At 60.2% G+C, this 20,663-nt stretch carries 16 protein-coding genes; 4 read left to right on the forward strand and 12 right to left on the reverse strand.

Going from position 1 to position 20,663, the window contains the following annotated elements; all coding sequences use genetic code 11:
- On the reverse strand, positions 1-303 hold the full coding sequence (locus HU730_RS01070; protein ID WP_054922264.1) for a contact-dependent growth inhibition system immunity protein: 303 nt from the start codon (positions 301-303) through the stop codon (positions 1-3).
- Positions 300-4,967 (reverse strand): RNase A-like domain-containing protein, encoded by a 4,668-nt coding sequence (locus HU730_RS01075; RefSeq protein WP_217862465.1) that lies wholly within the window; start codon positions 4,965-4,967, stop codon positions 300-302. Before HU730_RS01075 ends, HU730_RS01070 begins: the two co-directional genes overlap by 4 nt.
- A 273-nt stretch (positions 4,968-5,240) precedes the next feature.
- On the opposite strand from HU730_RS01075, the gene HU730_RS01080 reads away from it, so the two are divergent.
- Positions 5,241-6,326, forward strand: coding sequence for a DUF1615 domain-containing protein (locus HU730_RS01080; RefSeq protein WP_186527306.1), 1,086 nt, complete (start codon positions 5,241-5,243; stop codon positions 6,324-6,326).
- On the opposite strand, the gene HU730_RS01085 is transcribed toward HU730_RS01080, so the two are convergent.
- Complete coding sequence (locus tag HU730_RS01085) at positions 6,327-7,121, reverse strand: DUF4349 domain-containing protein (RefSeq protein WP_186527305.1); 795 nt, start codon at positions 7,119-7,121, stop codon at positions 6,327-6,329.
- A gap of 157 nt (positions 7,122-7,278) precedes the next feature.
- On the opposite strand from HU730_RS01085, the gene HU730_RS01090 reads away from it, so the two are divergent.
- Positions 7,279-7,701, forward strand: coding sequence for a PaaI family thioesterase (locus HU730_RS01090; RefSeq protein WP_014717969.1), 423 nt, complete (start codon positions 7,279-7,281; stop codon positions 7,699-7,701).
- A 241-nt stretch (positions 7,702-7,942) separates the two neighbouring features.
- Here the strand turns inward: HU730_RS01090 and HU730_RS01095 are convergent, their stop codons facing one another.
- Genes HU730_RS01095 through HU730_RS01105 form a run of 3 tightly spaced genes read right to left on the reverse strand, consistent with a single transcriptional unit; the run spans position 7,943 to position 10,525 of the window.
- Complete coding sequence (locus tag HU730_RS01095; protein WP_003190325.1) at positions 7,943-9,124, reverse strand: acetyl-CoA C-acetyltransferase; 1,182 nt, start codon at positions 9,122-9,124, stop codon at positions 7,943-7,945.
- A gap of 11 nt (positions 9,125-9,135) precedes the next feature.
- Positions 9,136-9,795, reverse strand: coding sequence for a CoA transferase subunit B (locus HU730_RS01100; RefSeq protein ID WP_005786928.1), 660 nt, complete (start codon positions 9,793-9,795; stop codon positions 9,136-9,138).
- A gap of 31 nt (positions 9,796-9,826) precedes the next feature.
- Positions 9,827-10,525 (reverse strand): CoA transferase subunit A, encoded by a 699-nt coding sequence (locus tag HU730_RS01105; protein ID WP_003190329.1) that lies wholly within the window; start codon positions 10,523-10,525, stop codon positions 9,827-9,829.
- Positions 10,526-10,658: 133 nt separating this feature from the next.
- Here HU730_RS01105 and HU730_RS01110 point away from each other — a divergent pair, with 133 nt between their 5' ends.
- A complete protein-coding gene (locus HU730_RS01110) occupies positions 10,659-11,561 on the forward strand; it encodes a LysR family transcriptional regulator (protein WP_034127061.1) in 903 nt (300 codons plus the stop codon).
- A gap of 58 nt (positions 11,562-11,619) precedes the next feature.
- Here HU730_RS01110 and HU730_RS01115 read toward each other — a convergent pair whose 3' ends face one another.
- The 6 genes from HU730_RS01115 to HU730_RS01140 form a co-directional block, all read right to left on the reverse strand.
- Positions 11,620-11,949, reverse strand: coding sequence for a hypothetical protein (locus tag HU730_RS01115; protein WP_003190335.1), 330 nt, complete (start codon positions 11,947-11,949; stop codon positions 11,620-11,622).
- Between the two features lie 595 nt (positions 11,950-12,544).
- Positions 12,545-13,390 carry an NAD-dependent protein deacetylase gene (locus tag HU730_RS01120; protein ID WP_060764282.1) on the reverse strand — a complete coding sequence of 282 codons (846 nt, stop codon included), beginning with the start codon at positions 13,388-13,390 and terminating at the stop codon, positions 12,545-12,547.
- A 9-nt stretch (positions 13,391-13,399) separates the two neighbouring features.
- On the reverse strand, positions 13,400-13,840 hold the full coding sequence (locus HU730_RS01125; RefSeq protein ID WP_034127063.1) for a CBS domain-containing protein: 441 nt from the start codon (positions 13,838-13,840) through the stop codon (positions 13,400-13,402).
- 129 nt (positions 13,841-13,969) lie between these two features.
- Complete coding sequence (locus HU730_RS01130) at positions 13,970-15,919, reverse strand: DNA topoisomerase III (protein ID WP_186527304.1); 1,950 nt, start codon at positions 15,917-15,919, stop codon at positions 13,970-13,972.
- Between the two features lie 221 nt (positions 15,920-16,140).
- A complete protein-coding gene (locus tag HU730_RS01135; protein WP_186527303.1) occupies positions 16,141-17,763 on the reverse strand; it encodes an MFS transporter in 1,623 nt (540 codons plus the stop codon).
- 91 nt (positions 17,764-17,854) lie between these two features.
- Positions 17,855-19,522: a GMC family oxidoreductase N-terminal domain-containing protein gene (locus HU730_RS01140; RefSeq protein ID WP_186527302.1), complete on the reverse strand. Its 1,668-nt coding sequence runs from the start codon at positions 19,520-19,522 to the stop codon at positions 17,855-17,857.
- Positions 19,523-19,650: 128 nt separating this feature from the next.
- Between HU730_RS01140 and HU730_RS01145 the strand changes: the two genes are divergently transcribed.
- Positions 19,651-20,544: a LysR family transcriptional regulator gene (locus tag HU730_RS01145; protein ID WP_034127066.1), complete on the forward strand. Its 894-nt coding sequence runs from the start codon at positions 19,651-19,653 to the stop codon at positions 20,542-20,544.
- Positions 20,545-20,663 lie beyond the last annotated feature (119 nt).

The raw sequence follows: 20,663 nt of genomic DNA on the forward strand, positions 1-20,663 counted from the left end.
TTATTTAATGGCGTTCTTTAATGCTAAGGCAACATGGTTCAACCACGTTTTCCCATCATTCCATTCATTAGGGTAATAGTAATAACAGCCGATATCAGAGAGTAAGAACTCTTGAAGGTCTTGCTCCGTTTTTTTGGCTGATACTAGTTTTTCCAGCTCTAATAGCACTGTTGCTATCGTATCTTCAGACGATTCCGAGATAAAAAAATCAATTACTTCGTTTGCGCTTTTGTGATCATCAACCCAATCTTGATTGAAATACCCAGCAAGAAATTGCTGCAGCTCGGGGTAGTCTTTATTCATGGGTTTGGAAAGCCTGTGTGAATTCGATATCCAGTATGCATTTTTTGGTCTCTGCGAATGATTAAGTAAATTTCTTTTCCGGGTACAGGTGTCGTAGTGTTCTTTTTGAAACTTGTGCCTATTGGCTCTGGGGATGGTTGAGTGATGACTATCTGCTGGTTGTTTCCTTCCAGGAAGTCTTTGATTTTGTCCTGATTGTTATCCAGTACCTTTGAAATGGCGAGTTCAGCTGTTGCGCGATCATGAAAAGTAGAGGCTGCCGGGATATGTGGTTCCTGTCTCAAGCGGTCAAGCAATTGTTGATCAGTTCTACCGACATGCTTTTCCATAAGATGTCCTCCTGCCGCCTCATGTGCGGCTAAACCTCCTCCTGGAACGATTACGCTATAAGGCCCTTCGGGGCAGCTTGTTTTTTTACAGCTTAGTCCCAGCGGATCCACCCACCCCGTGGGATTGGGCACATACCGGTACCCATTGATCCCACCCGCCAACCTCACCGGGTCCGGTGTCAGGTAACGACCAATATCCGGATTGTAGTAGCGATGGCGGTTGTAGTGCAGTCCGCTTTCCGCATCGAAATACTGCCCTTGAAAGCGCAGCGGGTTGTCAATGTTGCCTACGTCGAGCCGGGCGATCTGGCCGTAGGCGCGGTAGTGGGCGGACCAGACGATTTCGCCCTCGTGGCTGGTCAGTTCCTGCGGGGTGCCGAGGTGGTCGAGTTGGTAGTGGTAGGGCTTGGTTTCTTTTGGGCCGAAACCTTCCAACAGGGCCAAGGGGCGGAAGCTGTCGGGTTCGTAGAGATAGCTGCGATGGCGCTCTGCGTGATGTTCGGCAATCAGCTTGTCGCCTTGCCAGAAAAACTCGGTGGTCTTGCCGTCTACGGTCTTGCTGATGCGCCGCCCAAACGGGTCATAGCGATAGCTGGCGGTTTCGCCGTTCGGTCTTGTGATGCTGATTAACCGATGCTGGCAGTCGTAGCGGTACTCAGTGACAAGTTGCTGGCCTTTGCCGCGTCGTTCGCGGATGAGGTTGCCGAAGGCGTCGTAGTCATAGTGCCGGTCGCCCTGGATCATCAGGCGGTTGGCCGCGACGATGTCCGGGCCGGGGCGGTCTTGCATCAGCAGGTTGCCGGCCGGGTTGTGGGCGAAGCGTTCCTGTACGTCCTGGGAGTGGTCGGCGCGGGTCAGGCGATTAAGCGGGTCGTAGCGGTAAAAGTGTTCGCCTTTGCGAGTGTCGAGCAGGCGGGTGAGGTTGCCGCTTTTGTCGTAGTCGTATTGGCGTTGGTAGAGGTAGTTTTGCTGCTGCGTAACGGCGTGGGCGTGCAGACGATTCTGGTCGTCGTAGTGGTAGTGGCTGAGCAGTTGGCCTTGCTGGCGCTGATGCTCGCGGCCGCTCTTGAACAGATGTGAGGTGAGCACTTCACCGTTGAGTTCGACGGTAGCGAGGTGGCCGCCTTTATCGTGGGTGAAGGTGAGGCGGTTGTTGTCCGGCAGACACAGGTTTTTCAGTTGCCCGCAGGCGTCGTAGCCGTAGCGCAGGGTGCCCCAGCCCTGGTGTTCGGCGGTGAGGCGGTTTTGGCGGTCGTATTCGTAGGCCAACGCCCAGTGGCCGTCCTCGACGCTGAGGAGGTTGCCCTGGCGGTCGTAGGCATAGTCGACAACGCTGGCATCGGGCAAGGTTTTTCGGACGAGGCGACCGGCGTGGTCGCGCTCGTATCGGGTGATTAGCTGACTGTTATCGTCGCCGTATTCAGTTTTTTCCTGCAGGTTGCCGTTGAGGTCGTAGACGTAGGCGGTGCGCTGGCCGTCGAAGCCGGTTTCCTGGCGGATCAGGCCGTTGGGGTGGTAGTCGAGTTGGTAGGTTTCGCCGGCTTCGTTTTCGATCTCGGTGAGCAATAGCCGAGCGTTGTCGTAGCGGTACTTGACCTGGGTGCCGTCGGCGTTGAGACGGCGGCTGATCAGGTGCAGGCCGTCGACGTATTCATAACGGGTGACGTGGCCGAGTTCGTCGCGTTCGGCGATGATTTTGCCGTAGGGGTTGTAGCTGAACTCCCTACAACCACCGCCTGGCTGGGTCAGTTTCAGCAAGCGTCCTGCGGCGTCCCACTGATACTGGATTAGTGCGCCATGCTCATCCTCACAGGCAACTTGTCGCCCCAGATCGTCATAGCGATAACGCTTGATTCCACCATTGGGCAATTGCTCCTCAAGCAACTGCCCACGTTCGTTCCACACCAGTCGATGGCAACTGTGATCCGGGTACCAAACTCCAGTCAGTTGCCCGTGCTTGTTGTAGCTGTAGTCAGTAACCTCTCCATCGGGATCGGTCCTACGCGTAACATCGCCCTGGTCATTACGCTCATACTTCCAGACCGCCTCCCCACGCCTGACAACTCGTACAAAACCGTTGTCATGCTCGTAGGACGTTGGCTCATCATCCCCCGGAAACAGCGCGACCAAGCGTCCGGCATCGTCGTACTGATAGGCCGTCACCGCGCCCATCGGGTCTTGCTCGACGGTCAGCCGGCCCTGGTCGTCGTAGGATTTAAAGTGCGTGGCGCCGTCCGGATCAATCCTCTGCACCAGCCGCGCCCGCTGGTCATGGACATACACCTCCTGGCTACCATCGGCGTTATGCACCGTGACACGCCCGTCATCGCCCCAGGCATAGCGCGTGTCCATCTGCGAAAAACTCGCCCAATGCCGCACGCAGCGCGCCGCCTTGCCCGCGTGTTCCCATTCCCAAAAGAAACTCGCGCCACCGGCCAGTTGGCGTTCAAGAATGACGTGCTGATCGTCGTACCGATAACGCTCGCTTTCCCCGACAGCATTGGTCGCGCAAACCAGTCGTCCGTGTTCGTCATAGGCGTAGGAAACAAGGTTCTGTTCGGTCTCCCACACGTAGGGCTCACGCCCTTTGGCGCGATGAACCTGGTAGTCCACCGCGACGATGCGGTCCAGCTCATAGTGCAGTAGTAGGGAACGACCAGCACCGTTATCCAGCCGCCCAATCCGTCCTGAGCGATCACGGCAAATGCGCAGACGGTTGTCATACGCATCGCTGATGGAAACCAAGACACCGTTACGAAAGTGATAAAACCGCGACGCCTGGGCCAGCACCAGTTCATCAGGAGCCGAGCCCAAGTAGATCGCTGCTTCCGCCAGGCTATTGGTAATCGCCGGTCGAGCAACTGAGGGCAAGGGCAGGGTGGTCGAGCGGTTCTCATGGTCGGTCCACACCACCGAATCGCCCGACACCACTAGCCGATGGGCCAGCCCATGACTCCAACCAAACCCCAACCCACAATCCACATCCACCGCACTGGTGCGATACAGCCGCGTCCACTCAAACGGCAAGATCCCATCCAGCGCGCCGTCGGTGAGGGTCAGCAATTCCTCGCCGGTGACCATCGACACCGGGCAACCGTGGGTGACGGTTTTATCCGCAGGCGCCGCCGCATCCCCCTTCGGGTTCGACGCCACAGCCGGCACATCATCGACAGGCTCCTGACGGACCAATGTCGTGCGCTGGGTCTTGCCGCGCACCATCGGCACCGCGTTCGAAACCAGCGTGTCGCCTGCCTTCAACGGCACCGCTGGCACCGCCTTGACCGGTGTTGCCGCACTGCTCAGCAACACCGGCTTTGCGGCCTCCACATGGGGCTCCAGCCGAGGCCCCGCCACCTGCTTGGCCAGCAATTCCAACAACGCCCGCGCCCGCCCGGATTTGACCTGACTGAGCACACGAGCCCCCAATCGCACCACCACGCCCATCGCACCCAACACGCGAATCAGCAGCAGATTGATCAGCACCTCACCGGTGATTTCACCCCACAGTTCCGCCATCTCCGGTGGCGGGAGCATGCGCATCCAACTGACCAGCGCCGACAGGTAGACAAACAGCAGCGGCTCATCACTGAGCACCAACAAGCCTTGGGCTATCGCATCACTGCCCAGTGTCAGCAGTTCATCGAGTTCGGTTTGAGAAAGGTATTGCAGCAGTTTTTCGCTGTTGGGCTTGAGGTCCGCCAGCAGCGCAGACAGCTCGCCAATGTTGTCCCACAGGCTGTAAAGCGCTTTGCCTAACCCACTGGCAAAAGCCGCTTCCAGCAAGCGGCGCCGCTCAAGCGGGCGGGCGTCTGCATAATTTTTCCACTGGTCCTGGAAGGTGTTGGTCCACTCTTTGCGCAGCCGGGCTTCCAACGCTGCGATCACTGATTGGTAGGACGCATACAGTGCTTTGAGGTGATCCTGGGAAACGTTGGGGTAGAAACTCACCCGGTATTGCTGGTTGCGATCACACTCGGTGACTTCAAGGATGCCACTCGGGCCGATGGTCTTATGGAGGGGATCACCCAGCGGGCCGCCGTTTGGATCAACGCGTTGCACGATCACCGGGGTGTTGCCGATGGGTACGAACCTCGTGCTCTGGAACATATGCACCAGGGTCAAGGCACCCGTGGCCTGGCAGGTGGCGACGGTGCTGCTGGGAAACAGGGAGCGATTGATCGGGGCAACCAGCGCGACGTCATCCCCGACCTTGAACACCTGTTCGACGTCCAGCGCGGAGAAGCTCCAAAAGCTTTTGGCCCACTCGTCAAAGGTGTTCAAGCAATCGCGAAAGTCACGGAAGACGCCCTCAACGTCGACCGTTTCCACGTTCATTGGCGTCAGCGCCAGCCTGCCAATGGCCGGGTTCAAGTGGCGGCCCCGTCAGCCGCACGCGTCACGAAAAAAACCATCTGCATTCCCTCGCACTGTTTGATCAGGCGAGGGACTTTGCAGAGGTTTGCCGGGGTGAGGAGTAGAGCTTATCCGGCAGTGGTGTGGGATGTTTCAGTTACTGCCAGGCACTGGGTTCGGCATGCCGACGAACCCCGGTTAGACTTACCTGTCGATATCAGCACTGCCCGGCCTGTCGTTAACCAAGGAAGCCTCATGTATTCAACCCGTCTGCTGTTCTGCCTTATTCCGTTGTTGGTACTGGCCGGTTGCTCCACTTCCCGTGGCCCCCAGCAGCCCGAGCGCAGTGAAGCCGAGGTGAAGGCGCAGATCGTGCGCCTGCTGCCGGCCAAGGTCGCGGACCGCAACGGCTGGGCCCAGGACATCTACACCGCCTTCGACACCCAGAAAATCTACCCCAGCACCGAAAACATCTGCGCGGTGCTGGCGGTGACCGAGCAGGAGTCCACCTATCAGGTCGACCCGCCAGTGCCGGGCATGGGCAAGATCGCCCAGGATGAAATCCTGCGCCGCGCCGGCAAGGTGCACGTGCCGGCATTCGTGGTGCGCAGCGCCTTGCAACTGCGCTCGCCCACCGGCAAAACCTACGCCGACCGTTTGAATGCCGCCCGTACGGAAAAGGACCTGAGCGCGATTTTTGACGACTTCATCAGCATGGTGCCCCTGGGCAATACACTGTTTGGCGGGTTCAACCCGGTACACACTGCTGGCCCCATGCAGGTCAGTATCGACTTTGCGCAGAAACAGGCGCGGGGTTATCCCTACACGGTGGACGGCACGATTCGCCGCGAAGTGTTCACCCGTCGCGGCGGCATGTACTTCGGCATCGCCCACTTGCTCGGTTACCCGGTGAGCTACGATCAGCCGCTGTACCGCTTTGCCGATTTCAACGCCGGTTGGTACGCCAGCCGCAATGCCGCGTTCCAGGCCGCTGTCAGCCGTGTTTCAGGCAAAGAGCTGGCGTTGGATGGGGATTTGATCCGCTATGGCTCATTGTTGCCCGGCACCACCGAGCTGGCGGTGCGTTCACTGGGGGCGAAGTTGGATATGCGCAACCCGAGCATCCGCAGCCAACTGGAGCAGGGTGAGCAGTTGGATTTCGAGGACACCACCTTGTACAAGCGCGTCTTCGCCTTGGCTGACCAGGCGGCCGGCAAGCCGCTGCCACGGGCGATCCTGCCGGGTATTGTGCTCAAGAGCCCGAAGATCACCCGCAACCTGACCACGGCCTGGTTTGCCAAGCGTGTGGATGAGCGCTACCAGCGCTGCATGAAGCGCTGATCAACTGCGGCGCTTGACGAACCGGCGCCACAAGCCCACCCACAACCACACCACCGGGAACGCCAGGATCACGAAGGGCAGCACATAGCTGGCACGTTCCAGGGCGTCTGCGGTGCCGTTCACCAGGTTGTCTCCCAGGTTGCTGAACATCCGGGTGAACCTTGACACCTGGTTGGCGCCGTCGGAGGAGCGGAAGTTCAAGGTCATGCGGTTGGTGTCGAGGCGGCGTTGCTGGCCGGCGGCAACCTGGGCCAGTTCCTGCAGCTCGTTTTCAATGCCGGCTTGCTCTTTGCTCAGGACGATCAGGTCGCTGACGGTGATGTTCTTGCGCTTGGCCAGTTCATCGAGGCGTTGCTGCTGGGCTTGCAGGCGGTCCTGGCGACGGCGCACATCCGCCACGGCATCGGCCAGGTCTTCGGCAGTGGTGATGCGCTGGCCGAGCTTACCGCCTTCGGCCGCCAGGGCGACCATCGGCTCCACACCCGTGGGCGCGATTCGCAGGATGATCTGGCCGCCTTGGCCGTCTTCGGTAATGCCAAGGATATTGCAGGCACCAAAGCGCGCCGTTTCACACGCCTCACGAGTGGCCTGCATACGCGGCGCAAGCAGGGCGCCGGGCAGGGCCAGGGTCAATTCATGCTCATAGGCCAGTTGCGCCCCGGCCTTGCCCTGTTCGCCATTGATGACGGTGGCGCGAGAGTGGTCCGTGGGGGAACAACCGGCCAAGGCCAGGCCGGCGAGCAAGATCAACAGCGGCGCGCGAAGCGGGTGGGAGTTGCCGTCCAGGTGGCGCATGGCGTTTCCTTGAAATGTGCAGGAGAAATTGGCCGAGATTAAAGCGGGTCTGGCCCATTAACGCAAAGCATTGCCCGGGATTTGCCCGGCTGATGGTGGTGGCTGTCGGGTCGGGGCTGGCGTACACCTCAGGCCTCACCCCAGGGAAGCATCCGCCATGAACGCTCAGACTGTCCCCCAAGGCTTTGTCCCGTTGCCGCGCAGCAGTCCGTTGCTGGAACTGCTCGGCCCGGCGTATTGCCGTGGCGAAGGTTTGCAATTGGAAGTCGGCTTGCGCGCCGATCATCGTCACGCCAATGGGCGCGGTACGGTACATGGCGGGGTGCTGGCGACGCTGGCCGATATCGGCATGGGGTACGCCATGGCGTTTTCCAGTGAGCCGCCGTTGCCGTTGATTACCGCCAGCATGACCGTGGATTACCTGGGCGCCGTGCAGGTAGGGGAGTGGATGGTGGTGCGTCTGGAAAGCCACAAGCGCGGACGGCAGATGGCGTTCGCCACGTTGAGTTTGCAGGTGGAGGAGCGGGTGGTGCTGCGGGCGAGCGCGGTGTTCGCGGTGCCGCAAGCTGACAGGCAGTGAGATCAAATGTGGGAGCTGGCTTGCCTGCGATAGCGGTGTGTCAGTTAGCAATGGTCTGACTGATAGACCGCTATCGCAGGCAAGCCAGCTCCCACATTTTGATCGAGTTCATTCAGGGGGATCGATAAAAGAAAAGGCCTGGCTTTTCGTGGAGCCAGGCCTTTTCTATGTTGCTCTATTGGCGTGGGGCTGCTACGCAGCCCAACGGGAGCAAGCTCCCTCGCCACAATAGCGATCCGATTCAGTTGCGTTCGAGCGCCAGGGCGACACCTTGGCCGCCACCGATGCACAGCGTTGCCAAACCTTTCTTGGCATCGCGCTTGATCATTTCGTGCAGCAGGGTCACCAGTACGCGGCAGCCTGAAGCACCGATCGGGTGGCCGATGGCGATGGCGCCGCCGTTGACGTTGACCTTCTGCGCGTCCCACTCCAGCTCTTTGCCCACCGCCAGTGATTGCGCGGCGAAGGCTTCGTTGGCTTCGATCAGGTCTAGATCAGCCAACTGCCAGCCGGCCTTGTCCAGGCAGCGGCGGGTGGCCGAGACCGGGCCGATGCCCATGATGGCCGGGTCGACGCCCGCGTTGGCGTAGCTGGCGATACGCGCCAGTACGGGCAGGCCGAGTGCCTTGGCTTTGTCGGCGCTCATCAGCAGCACGGCCGCAGCGCCGTCGTTCAGGCTGGAGGCGTTGCCGGCGGTGACGCTGCCGTCTTTCTTGAACGCAGGCTTGAGCTTGGCCAGGGATTCGGCGGTGGTGCCGGCGCGGGGTTGTTCGTCCACCGCGAAGGCCACCGGGTCGCCTTTGCGCTGGGGAATCAGGATTGGCGTGATCTCATCGGCAAAGCGTCCGGCTTCGATAGCGGCGGCAGCTTTTTGCTGGGAGGCGGCGGCAAAGGCGTCCTGGGCTTCGCGGCTGATGCCGTACTTGTCCACCAGGTTCTCGGCGGTGATGCCCATGTGGTAATCGTTGAACGCATCCCACAGGCCGTCGGTAATCATGCTGTCGATCATCTTCGCGTGGCCCATGCGCAACCCGGTGCGTGCGGCAGGCAGTACGTACGGGGCCAGGCTCATGTTCTCCATGCCACCGGCAATGATCACCTCGGCGTCGCCGCAACGAATGGCCTGGGCGCCCAGGTGCAAAGCCTTGAGGCCCGAGCCGCAGACCTTGTTCAGGGTCAGGCTCGGCACGGCATGGGGCAGGCCGGCAAGGATCGAAGCCTGGCGCGCCGGGTTCTGGCCGCTGCCTGCGGTGAGCACCTGGCCGAGGATCACCTCATCCACTTGCGCCGGGTCCAGGCCGGTCTGCTCCAGCAGGCGACGGATCACGGCGGCGCCCAGTTCCGGGGCCGGAATGTTCGCCAGCGAACCTTGGAAGCTGCCCACGGCGGTGCGGGTGGCAGCAACAATCACGACGTCTTGCATGGAATCTGTCCTCACTGGAAGTGCATTTCTGGAACGTGGTCCGGGACGATCAGTTTACCGGCGGTCTTGCTCACAATCTCTTCAACGCTGACGCCAGGTGCGCGTTCCTTGAGGACAAAAGCGCCATTTTCGATTTCCAGGTACGCCAGGTCCGTGAGTACACGCTTGATGCAGTTGGCACCGGTCAGCGGCAGGCTGCATTGGCTGAGCAACTTGGACTCACCGTCTTTGGATGCGTGAGTCATGATCACAATGATGTTTTCTGCGCCGGCCACCAGGTCCATGGCACCGCCCATGCCCTTGACCAGCTTGCCGGGGATCATCCACGAAGCGATGTTGCCCTGTACGTCCACTTCGAATGCGCCCAGTACGGTGAGGTCGACATGCCCACCGCGAATCATCGCGAACGACTCGGCGGAAGAGAAGATCGAGGCGCCGATGCGTGCGGTGACGGTCTGCTTGCCGGCGTTGATCATGTCGGCGTCGATGGTTTCTTCGGTTGGGAACGGGCCCATGCCAAGCAGGCCGTTTTCCGATTGCAGCATCACTTCCATGCCGTCGGGGATGTAGTTGGCCACCAGGGTCGGAATGCCAATACCGAGGTTCACGTAGTAACCGTCCTGCATCTCGCGGGCAACGCGTTGAGCCATTTGTTCGCGGGTAAGCGCCATGATTGTTTCCTCTTGTTGTTCTAGACGGGGATTATTTGCGGACGGTGCGCTGTTCAATGCGCTTTTCGAAGGTGCCGCAGATGATCCGGTCGACGTAGATGCCAGGGGTGTGGATCTGCGCCGGGTCCAGCTCGCCCGGTTCAACGATTTCCTCGACTTCGACCACGGTGATCTTGCCGGCGGTGGCGGCCAGCGGGTTGAAGTTCTGGGCGGTGTGACGGTAGATAACGTTACCGAAGTGGTCGGCTTTCCAGCCTTTGACGATGGCAAAGTCGCCGGTGATGGACTCTTCCATCAGATACGGGCGACCCTTGAATTCGCGGGTCTCCTTGCCTTCGGCAACGGGGGTGCCGACACCGGTGGCGGTAAAGAAGGCCGGGATGCCGGCACCGCCTGCGCGCATTTTTTCTGCCAGGGTGCCTTGAGGAGTAAGCACCACCTCAATCTCGCCGCTGAGCAGTTGTTTCTCGAAGAGGGCGTTTTCACCCACGTAGGAAGCGATCACTTTGCTGATCTGCTTCTGTTCCAGCAGCACGCCCAGGCCGAAGCCATCGACGCCGCAGTTGTTGGAAACCACCGTCAGGTCGCGGGTGCCTTTGCGCTTGATTTCGGCAATGAGGTTTTCCGGAATGCCACACAGGCCAAAACCACCGGAGAGCACGGTCATGCCGTCTTCCAGGCCTGCCAGCGCTTCTTCATAGGACGCCACGCGTTTATCGAAACCTGCCATATGCACCTCTTTTATTGTTTGTGGTCTAGCCAGTGAGTTGAGTGTTGCGCCAGCGGATTGATTTGTTAAGTTGTTTTTTAAGGTTGATTGATTTAGAAAACAGCATAGTCCAATCGTCGTCCGGAGCTGCGTCATGACCGTTAAACAGATGCGTGCCTTTCTCGCCGTCGCGCAAAGCCTGAGTTTTGCCGCGGCCTGCGAGCGTTTGCACCTCTCTCAATCGGCGTTGAGCTTGACCATCAAGGGCTTGGAAGAAGGCTTGGGCGGGCGCCTGTTCAGCCGTAATACCCGTAACGTCGCGCTGACCCCTGAAGGCGAGTCCCTGCTGCCCCTGGCCCGCCGGTTGATTGCCGATTGGGACAACGCCGAAGACGAACTGCGCCAGCGTTTTACCTTGCAACGTGGCCGCGTCACGGTGGCCGCCATGCCCTCGTTCGCGGGGAACCTGTTGCCGCCGATCCTGAAGATATTCCGCGCCCGTTACCCTCAGGTGAACGTGACGGTGCATGACCTGATCAATGAACAGGTGCTGGAGATGGTGCGCGACCGTCAGGTGGAGCTGGGGGTGGCGTTCGAGCCGTCCGATGGTTCGTCATTGGCGTTCACGCCGTTGTACCTGGATCGCTTTGTCGCCGTGGTCCCGGGGGATTCACCCTTGGCACAGCGTGCTGAAATCGACTGGAAAGCCTTGTTGGAGCAGCCGTTCATCACCCTGCAGCGGCCTTCCACTGTGCGAGTGATGCTGGAAGAACACCTCGGTGCCTTGCAGATGAAACTGCCCGTTGCCTTGGAAAGCCATCAACTGGCGACGGTGGGCAAGATGGTTGCCAGCGGTTTGGGGGTTAGTGCAGTGCCAGCGTTATGCGCCAGGCAGATGGAGGAGGCGGGAGCCCATTGCATTACCTTGACTGGCCCGGTGATCGAGCGACCGATTGGGGTGCTGACCAAGCCGGGGCATGAACTGTCGGCGGCGGCGCAGGTGCTGTTTGATATCTTTCGGGATGAGGCGGGGAAGGGCAGGTTTCCAACTTTTTAAATCAGTAAATACAAATGTGGGAGCTGGCAAGCCAACTCCCACATTGATTGAGTACTACCTAGTAGTAACGGTCGATCACTTTAACTTGCGAGCTGTCTTTGAAAGACGCCCAGGCATTGTTAAGTGTGTCGAACACTTGCTCGATAAAGTTGCGATCAGCGGCGGCCTTCTTGCCGACATAACCCTGGCCACGGCGGTACATCTTCAGGCGCGCCGCCAGCTCACGGTTGTTACGGTCAAACTCGGCTTCTTCGGTATGGGGCGCCAGGCAGTCAATTTGCACTTCGCCCGATTTGCCAATCCACAGGATATGGTCGTCGAGTGTGTCTTTCTGCGCTGCGAACATCTCAGCCAATTCATCGATAGTTGGTTGGTTGTTCAAATTCATGTGTAAGCCCCTTGACCAGTTGGCGATCTATCAGTTGATTCGTTAATACCAGTAAGTTGTCTCCGGTCACTAAAACCGGGCGTCAGCGACGGGCTGCCGAATACGGGCAGGGTCTTGAAGCTGATGCATGTAGTCTTGCTGATGAACTGCTACGCAATGCTCTGATTGCGAAGACAAGCCGCGTTTGAGCGCCTTGTACCTGTCCCTTCCGGGGCCGGTCACTTCATCAATCTGCCTTGTGGGCAGTGCACATCCGGAAAAACAGCTCGGCGGTCAGACGAGCCTGTTCAAAACGCTTGTTACCAACGCTCCCGATCCGGGAGACGTCTAGATCATGCAAGGACAAAAAGGTTACGTCAACGGTTATGTAGTGATTATTTTTGCTCACTACATAAATTGCCGTGGGGACGGGGGAATACGCGAAAACGTGACTTGGGCGTCATTTTCTGTGCGGTGGGTCGCGGGATTTTGGTGGCGGATTTACGCCGAACCCTGTGGGAGCTGGCTTGCCTGCGATGGCGGTGCGTCAGTGGGTACATGTATGCCTGACACACTGCTATCGCAGGCAAGCCAGCTCCCACATGTTGATGTGTCGCTATCTCAATCTCTCGGTCAATAAGGGTAACAGTTGCTCGCAAGACGCCTGGATCTTCACCTGCAACAACTCATCCCCCCGAGTCTTGCCCAGGTTGATGGCAATCACCGGCTTACCCTGTTCAACCATAGCCTTGCACAGGCGAAACGCCGAATAGGCCATCAGCGACGACCCCACCACCAACAGCCCTTCGGCATGCTCTACCGCCGTCATTGCTTTGAGCGCCGTCGCCGGCACGACGTTTTCGCCAAAGAACACCACATCCGGTTTCAGCCGTTCGCCATTGCAGTGCGGGCAGCGGGGCATCTGGAAGCGCTGTTCAAACGCCGGATCAAGCAAGGTGTCGCCATCCGGCGCTTGCACCGCATGAACCTGTGCCATGTGCGGGTTATCGACCTCCATCTGCCGCTGGATCACGTCGCGCTCGCTGCGCAGTTGGCAATCCAGGCACAGCACCCGATGCAAGCTGCCATGGAGCTCGATCACATCCTGGCTGCCGGCCTGGTCATGCAGGGTGTCGACGTTCTGCGTGATCAGCCCACTGATATGGCCACGGTGCTGCAGCGTCGCGAGCGCCAGGTGGGCCTTGTTCGGCTGGGCAATGCGCACCCGTGGCCACCCCAGCATCGCCCGCGCCCAGTAGCGGCGCCGCGCCTCGGGAGTGGCGAGGAACTCCTGGTACATCATCGGTGGCTTGCCCCGGCGTACACCTTCCCCGTCCCGGTAATCCGGAATACCCGAAGATGTACTTATCCCTGCGCCGGTCAGCACCAGGAAACGCCGGCCGGACATGGCCCGGTGCAGAGTATCGAGGTGGTCTTCCTGATGGTCCAGCGTGTCGAGCATGGGTTCCCCCTATTCGCCGCGGATGTACTGTTCCAGTTGCTGGATCAAGGCCGCTTGTTCGGCAATTGCTTCCTTGACCAGGTCACCGATAGACAGCAGGCCCAGCAGTTTGCCGTCTTCGACCACCGGCAGGTGGCGCAGGTGACTGTCGGTCATGATGTTCATGCATTCCTCGACACTCTTGTGAGTATCCACAGTGATCACCGGCGAGCTCATCACCTCATGGACCTTGGTGGTAACTGACGAGAGGCCCTTGAGCATGATTTTACGTGCGTAATCCCGTTCACTGATGATGCCGACCACCACGTCATCCCTGACCACTGGCAAGGCACCGACGTTTTTCTCCGACATCCGCACCAGCGCTTCAAATACGGTGTGGTCCCATTTGATCGTGTGGACATCCTGGTTTTTCTGGTCCTTGGCTTTCAGCAGTTGTGCAACGGTCTTCATGGCGGCCACTCCGGTGTTGTTGTTGGTAGTCCAGATCCCCTACAGAATCCTAGACCGAACCCGCCGGAGCAAGGGCCAATGCGGCGTTAAACCTGTCGAAAAACGTCATGTGCCAGTCTTTTTTGGTATTTATCCCGCATTTGCCGGCTTTTTTCCGCGCTTGGGGTTGGTGCCAGCTTTACGTGGGGCGGCCTTGCGCTTCTTTTTCCACGGCGTCGCACCTCGGCCAGCCGGGCTGGCGGGGCCAGTAATAGTCATGCGCATGCCGTTACAGCGTGCCACCTGCTTGCTCATCCACGCCGCTTGCTTGGCGACGAATTCCTCCAGGCTCATTTCGCCGCTTTGCACCATGTCCAGTGCCTGTTCCCAGATGGCGGTGGTGCCGGGGTCGGCGATAGCGCGGGGCACCGCGTCGATCAGGCTGAACGCGGCCGGGGTTGCCGACAGGGCCTTGCCGTTTTTCACCAGATAACCGCGATCCAGCAAGCCCTGGATGATCCCGGCGCGGGTGGCCTCGGTGCCGATGCCAGTGGTGTCCTTGAGTTTTTGCTTGAGCAACGGGTCCTCCACCAACTTGGCGACGTTTTTCATGGCCTTGATCAGGTCGCCTTCGGTAAAGGGCTTGGGCGGCTGGGTCCACAGGTCTTTGAGGTTGACCTTGGCCACGGCGTAGTCGTGGCCCTGCACCAGCGTCGGCAAAGCTTGGGGCGCAGGCGCTTCGCGACCTTTGGCGGGTGCCAGCGCTTCGGGCAAGGCGCGTTTCCAGCCCGGTTCAATAATGACTTTGCCCACCGCGCGCAACGCCTGGCCGGCACAGTCGAAATCGGCCTGGGTGCGGTCGTATTCATGGTTGGGCAGGAACTGCGCCAGGTAGCGCGCACGAATCAGCGTATAGACCGCACGGTGCTTGCCGGTCAGTTGGCTGACCTCCTTGCCGGCTCCGGTGGGGATGATGCCGTGGTGGGCGCTGACTTTCGCGTCGTTCCAGGCCCGCGAACGGCGCCGAGGGTCGATGTGCGACATCAGCTCGTTGACCGCCGTGTCCGCACGGCCCAGCGCCGCAAGGATCTTCGGCGCTTCACTGTGCTGGCTCAATGGCAGGTAGCCGCAATCGCTGCGCGGGTAGGTGATGGCCTTGTGGGTTTCGTACAGGGATTGGGCGATATCCAGGGTTTCCTGGGCACCCAGGCCGAGCTTCTTCGAACAGATCTCCTGCAAAGTGCCGAGGTCGAAGGGCAGGGGCGCCACTTCGCGCATGCGCTCGGTACGCAGCTTCACCAGCCGCGCCGTGGCGGCGTTGAGCATGGCGTCGGCGGTGTCCCGCGCCAGTTGCGGGTTGAGGCAACGGCCCTGGTCGTCACAGGCATCCTCAGGGGCGCGCCATTGGGCGGTGAAGGTGATGTGATCGTGGCGCAGGTCGACATCAATGGCCCAGTAGGCCACCGGCACGAAGTCGGCAATGCTGCGATCACGGTCCACCACCAGGCGCAGGGTCGGGGTTTGCACCCGGCCTACCGGGAGTACGCCCTGGTAACCGGATTGGCGCCCCAGCAGGGTAAACAGGCGGCTCATGTTCATACCTATCAGCCAGTCGGCGCGCGAGCGCCCCAGGGCCGAGTGATACAGGCTGAAGGTTTCTGCACCGGGTTTGAGCGCCGCCAGGGCCTTGCGAATGGAGGCGTCGTCAAGTGCCGACAGCCACAACCGCTGGATCGGCCCGCGGTAGCGGCAGTGTTCCACCAGTTCACGGGCGATCATCTCGCCTTCACGGTCGGCGTCGGTGGCGATCACCAGTTCCTGGGCTTCCCCCAGCAAGCGCTTGACGGCCTTGTATTGGCTGGCGGTCTTGGGCTTGACCAGCATTTTCCATTTATCCGGGACGATCGGCAGGTCGGCCAGCACCCAGCGTTTGTATTTGGCGTCGTAGGCATCGGGCGGTGCGGTCTCCAGCAGGTGGCCGATACACCAGGTGACCGTGACTCCATTACCCAGCCAGCACCCATCGCCGCGGCGGCTGGCGCCGAGCACGGCCGCGATATCCTTGGCCTGGGAGGGTTTTTCACAGAGGTACAGCCGCATGGTCATCACATCAGATCGGGTTGATGCCTTGCAGGATGCTTATTTGAAGGGGTTTGAGCAACCATTATCTGTATGGATGTACAGCAATTTGTGTGGGTGCCATACGCCGCTGTAGGAGCGAGCTTGCTCGCGAAGGTCGTTAACGATGACACGGGGCGCCTGGTGCCCCGCGTTGCTCTCAGGTTCTTCGCGAGCAAGCTCGCTCCTACAGGGCAGAGGTATCAGTTGTTTTCGATATCCACATGCCGGGTTTCCTTGAGGCAGAACAACCCGACGATCAGGCTCACGCCCGTCACCACCACCGGGTACCACAACCCATATAAGATATCGCCGGTGTACACCACCAAGGCAAACGACACCGTCGGCAGGAACCCGCCAAACCAGCCGTTACCGATGTGGTAGGGCAGGGACATCGAGGTGTAGCGGATGCGCGTCGGAAACAGCTCAACCATCAGCGCTGCCAACGGCCCGTAGCACATAGCAGCGATGAAGATCAGCACCACGATCAGCACCACCACCATCAGCTTGTTGACCTGGGCCACATCCGCCGATGACGGGTAACCGGCCAGGGCCACGGCGCCACGCAGGGCCGCTTCATCAAAGCCGTCGATACGCACATCGCCCACGCTCACTTGCACCGGGCTGCCCGCAGGGGCGGCGGCGCTGCTGTAGGGCAGACCCTGTTTGACCAAGAAGGTCTTGACCTTGTCGCACGGGCTGTCAAAACGGGCCTTGCCCACCGGGTCGAACTGGAAGGTGCAGGTGGCCGGGTCGGCCAGTACGGTGATCGGCGCCTGTCGGCTGGCCTGGTCCATTGCCGGGTTGGTGTAGTGCGCCAGGCCCTTGAAGATCGGGAAGTACAGGGCGGTCGCCAGCAGCAGGCCGAGCATCAGCACTGGCTTGCGCCCGACCTTGTCCGACAGCCAACCAAACAGGATAAAGAACGGCGCGCCAATTACCACGCTGATGATCAACAGCATATTGGCCAGGGCCGGGTCCATGCGCAGGAATTGGGTGAGGAAGAACAGCACATAAAACTGCGCCGCGTAGAAGGTCACCGCCTGCCCGCCGTTGATACTGAACAGCGCGATCAGCACCACCTTGAGGTTTTCCCATTTGCCGAAGGACTCGCGAATCGGCGCCTTGCAGGCCTTGCCTTCCTCTTTCATCTTCAAGAAGGCGGGCGACTCGTGCAGGCTCATGCGGATCCAGGTCGAGATGCCCAGCAGCACGATGGAAAACAGGAACGGAATGCGCCAGCCCCACACTTCGAACTGATCGCCGGTGAAGTAACGGCAGGCCAGCACCACCAGCAGCGACAGCAGCAGGCCGAGGGTGGCGGTGGATTGAATCCAGCTGGTGTGCAGGCCGCGCTTGCCCGGTGGCGCATGCTCGGCCACGTAGGTAGCAGCGCCACCGTACTCACCGCCCAGCGCCAGGCCCTGCAGCATGCGCAGCACAATGAGGATGATCGGCGCAGCAATGCCGATGCTGGCGTAGGTCGGCAGCAACCCGACACAGAAGGTTGCCACGCCCATCAGGATGATGGTCACGAGGAAGGTGTACTTGCGCCCGATCATATCGCCCAGCCGGCCGAACACCAGCGCACCGAATGGCCGCACTACAAAGCCTGCGGCAAAGGCCATCAAGGCAAAGATAAACGCCGTGGTGTCGTTGACCCCGGCAAAGAACTGTTTGCTGATTACCGCCGCCAAGGCGCCGTAGAGGAAAAAGTCATACCACTCGAACACCGTCCCCAAAGAGGAGGCGAAGATGACCTTTCTTGATTCGTTGGCGGTACTTGCACTGGCCGCCGAGCCCAGGGGTTGAGCATGTTCTGACATCGGGTGTCCCTCACAGTGATTATTTATTGTTGTTCCACTGTCGGCGCTGACCTCGGCGCCGGTGTTTTTCAACTTCATATAGCGTTAATGGTTACGCGGGGTGCCCTGTGGTGCGCGGGGCTGGTGGGTTTTTCGCGAGCAAGCTCGCTCCTGCAGTGTTGGGTGACAGGATCAGCTGCGCGGCCTTCTCCGCGATCATCAGCGTGGGTGAGCAGGTATTGCCGGAGGTGATGCGCGGCATGATCGACGCATCGGCAATGCGCAGGCCGGGAATGCCGTGTACGCGCAGCTGGCTGTCGACCACGGCATCTTTGTCATCGCCCATGCGGCAGGTGCCCACCGGATGGAAAATCGTGGTGCCGATCCGTGCAGCGGCCTCGTGCAGTTGTTCTTCAGTTTGCAGGGTTTCGCCGGGCAGGTATTCCACCGGTTTGAACTGGCTCAGGGCCGGAGCGGCGACGATGCGCCGGGTCAGGCGAATAGCGTCGGCGGCCACGCGCAAGTCTTCGGGGTGGCTGAGGTAATTAGGTTGTATCAGCGGCGCATCCGCCGGGTTGGTCGAACGGATATCCACCCGGCCGCGACTTTGCGGGCGCAGGTCGCAGACCGACGCGGTAAATGCCGGGAAGCCGTGCAACGGTTCGCCAAAGCGTTCCAGGGACAGTGGCTGCACATGGTATTGCAGGTTGGCCGAGGTCTGCTCCGGGCCGGAGCGGGCAAACGCGCCAAGCTGGCTGGGCGCCATCGACAGCGGGCCGCTGCGGTCGTACAGGTAGCGCAGGCCCATGCCCATCTTGCCCCACAATGTGCCGGCGATCTGGTTCAGGGTGCGGGCATTTTCCAGCTTGTAGATCAGGCGCAGTTGCAGGTGATCTTGCAGGTTGCCGCCAACGCCTGGCAGCTCGTGCACCACGTTGATACCCAGCGGCTTGAGCACATGGGAAGGGGCGATCCCTGAGCGTTGCAGAATGCCCGGCGAACCCACCGAGCCGGCGCACAGTACGATCTCTTTGCGCGCCTTCCAGCTCAGTGCCTGGCCGTGTTGGCGTCCCAGTACCTGCGAGGCACGACCGTTTTCCAGTAGCACACGCTCAACCTCTACCTCAGTCAGCACGGTGAGGTTGGGGCGCTGGCGGATCGGCTTGAGGAACGCCTTGGCCGCATTCCAGCGCACACCGGCTTTCTGGTTGACCTGGAAGTAACCGCAGCCCTCGTTGTCGCCCTGGTTGAAGTCATTGATATTGGCGATGCCGCTTTGGGCAGCCGCCTCACGAAACGCATCGAGGATCGGCCACGACAGGCGCTGTTGCTCTACGCGCCACTCACCGCCCTCGTTGTGGAATTCAGAGCTGCCGGCAAAATGGTTTTCGCTCTGTTTGAACAGCGGCAGTACGTCTTTCCAAGCCCAGCCCGCGTTGCCCGCCGCCGCCCAGCCATCGTAGTCCTGGGCCTGGCCGCGCATGTAGATCATGCCGTTGATGGACGAGCAGCCGCCCAGCACTTTGCCCCGTGGGTAACTCAAGGCGCGCCCCTGCAGGCCGGCTTGGGGTTGGGTCTTGAAGCACCAGTCGGTGCGTGGGTTGCCGATGCAGAACAGATAGCCGACGGGGATATGGATCCAGGGGTAGTTGTCGCGGCCACCGGCTTCCAGCAGCAGGACACGGTGAGCCGGGTTGGCGGACAGACGATTGGCCAGCAGGCATCCGGCAGGGCCGGCGCCGACGACGATGTAATCGTATTCAGCAGTTGCATTGGGCATCTGGGGTCTCGCTTGTTTTTCTTATTGGGCCCATCCTAGTTGTTAGTTTTCGTCTTAAAAATGTTAGTTTTTACCCACCCGCTGTGCGTTTTTAAACAGCGCCGGCGGGCCCAGGCTCTGGAGGCGATATGTTCGACTGGAATGACCTGCGGTTTTTTCTCGAGTTGCAGCGCAGTGGCCGCCTGCTCACCGCCGCTCAACGCCTGAAAACCACGCATGCCACTGTGGCGCGGCATATCGACGCCATCGAGAAAAGCCTCGGCACGGCGCTGTTCGTACAGCACGCCCAGGGCTATGAACTGACTCCTGCCGGCGAAGCATTGCTCAAACATGCCGAAGCTATGGAAAACGTGGCACTGCTGGCCGAAGACGAGCTCACCCACTCTGCAGCGCCCCTGGGCAAGATTCGCCTTGGTGTAGCCGAAGGGCTGGGCGTGATGTTTCTGGCCGCACGCATGGGCGGGTTGTTTGAACGCTATCCAGGTTTGGAGGTGGAGCTGGTCGCGGTGCCGCGTTTCGTCAGCATCCTCAATCGCGAAGCGGAGATCAGCATTCACTTGGAACGCCCCAGCGCCGATCAACTGGTGACGCGCAAACTCACCGATTATCGTCTGGCGCTGTACGCCAGCCGTGCCTACCTGGCGCGTAACCCGCCCATCGAAAAACGTGAAGACCTCTCTGCCCATGCCTGGATCGATTATGTCGATGACCTGCTGTTCAGCCAGGAATTGAAGTTCCTCAACAGCTTCTGCCGTAGCCCCCGGGTGGTGTTCCACAGCACCAGCGTGATCGCCCAGCACCAGGCGGCGCGTTCGGGGTTGGGCATTGCGGTGTTGCCATGTTTCATGGCGGCTGGGGATGGAGAGTTGGTGCCGTTGCTACCGGCGGAGGGTATCCAGCGCAGCTATTGGATCAGTTCGCGCCGGGAGCTGCACAAGTCGGTGCGGTTGCGGGTGTTGTGGGATTATGTGGTGGAGCTGTGCGCAAGGGAGCAGGGCTTGTTGCTCGGCGAATCCCGCTGACACACACGGATTAAAATGTGGGAGCTGGCTTGCCTGCGATGGCGGTGTGCCAGTCACCGATGGGCAAGCTGACCGGCCGTCATCGCAGGCAAGCCAGCTCCCACATTTGGATCGTGGTG

It is taken from the genome of Pseudomonas sp. SWRI22, from assembly GCF_014268395.2.
GTDB classification, from domain to species: domain Bacteria; phylum Pseudomonadota; class Gammaproteobacteria; order Pseudomonadales; family Pseudomonadaceae; genus Aquipseudomonas; species Aquipseudomonas paracarnis.

Bases quoted from the DNA above. Each gene is read 5' to 3' on its own strand.
- HU730_RS01070 (WP_054922264.1), bottom strand. From the start codon at position 303: ATGAATAAAGACTACCCCGAGCTGCAGCAATTTCTTGCTGGGTATTTC.
- HU730_RS01075 (WP_217862465.1), bottom strand. From the start codon at position 4,967: ATGAACGTGGAAACGGTCGACGTTGAGGGCGTCTTCCGTGACTTTCGC.
- HU730_RS01080 (WP_186527306.1), top strand. From the start codon at position 5,241: ATGTATTCAACCCGTCTGCTGTTCTGCCTTATTCCGTTGTTGGTACTG.
- HU730_RS01085 (WP_186527305.1), bottom strand. From the start codon at position 7,121: ATGCGCCACCTGGACGGCAACTCCCACCCGCTTCGCGCGCCGCTGTTG.
- HU730_RS01090 (WP_014717969.1), top strand. From the start codon at position 7,279: ATGAACGCTCAGACTGTCCCCCAAGGCTTTGTCCCGTTGCCGCGCAGC.
- HU730_RS01095 (WP_003190325.1), bottom strand. From the start codon at position 9,124: ATGCAAGACGTCGTGATTGTTGCTGCCACCCGCACCGCCGTGGGCAGC.
- HU730_RS01100 (WP_005786928.1), bottom strand. From the start codon at position 9,795: ATGGCGCTTACCCGCGAACAAATGGCTCAACGCGTTGCCCGCGAGATG.
- HU730_RS01105 (WP_003190329.1), bottom strand. From the start codon at position 10,525: ATGGCAGGTTTCGATAAACGCGTGGCGTCCTATGAAGAAGCGCTGGCA.
- HU730_RS01110 (WP_034127061.1), top strand. From the start codon at position 10,659: ATGACCGTTAAACAGATGCGTGCCTTTCTCGCCGTCGCGCAAAGCCTG.
- HU730_RS01115 (WP_003190335.1), bottom strand. From the start codon at position 11,949: ATGAATTTGAACAACCAACCAACTATCGATGAATTGGCTGAGATGTTC.
- HU730_RS01120 (WP_060764282.1), bottom strand. From the start codon at position 13,390: ATGCTCGACACGCTGGACCATCAGGAAGACCACCTCGATACTCTGCAC.
- HU730_RS01125 (WP_034127063.1), bottom strand. From the start codon at position 13,840: ATGAAGACCGTTGCACAACTGCTGAAAGCCAAGGACCAGAAAAACCAG.
- HU730_RS01130 (WP_186527304.1), bottom strand. From the start codon at position 15,919: ATGCGGCTGTACCTCTGTGAAAAACCCTCCCAGGCCAAGGATATCGCG.
- HU730_RS01135 (WP_186527303.1), bottom strand. From the start codon at position 17,763: ATGTCAGAACATGCTCAACCCCTGGGCTCGGCGGCCAGTGCAAGTACC.
- HU730_RS01140 (WP_186527302.1), bottom strand. From the start codon at position 19,522: ATGCCCAATGCAACTGCTGAATACGATTACATCGTCGTCGGCGCCGGC.
- HU730_RS01145 (WP_034127066.1), top strand. From the start codon at position 19,651: ATGTTCGACTGGAATGACCTGCGGTTTTTTCTCGAGTTGCAGCGCAGT.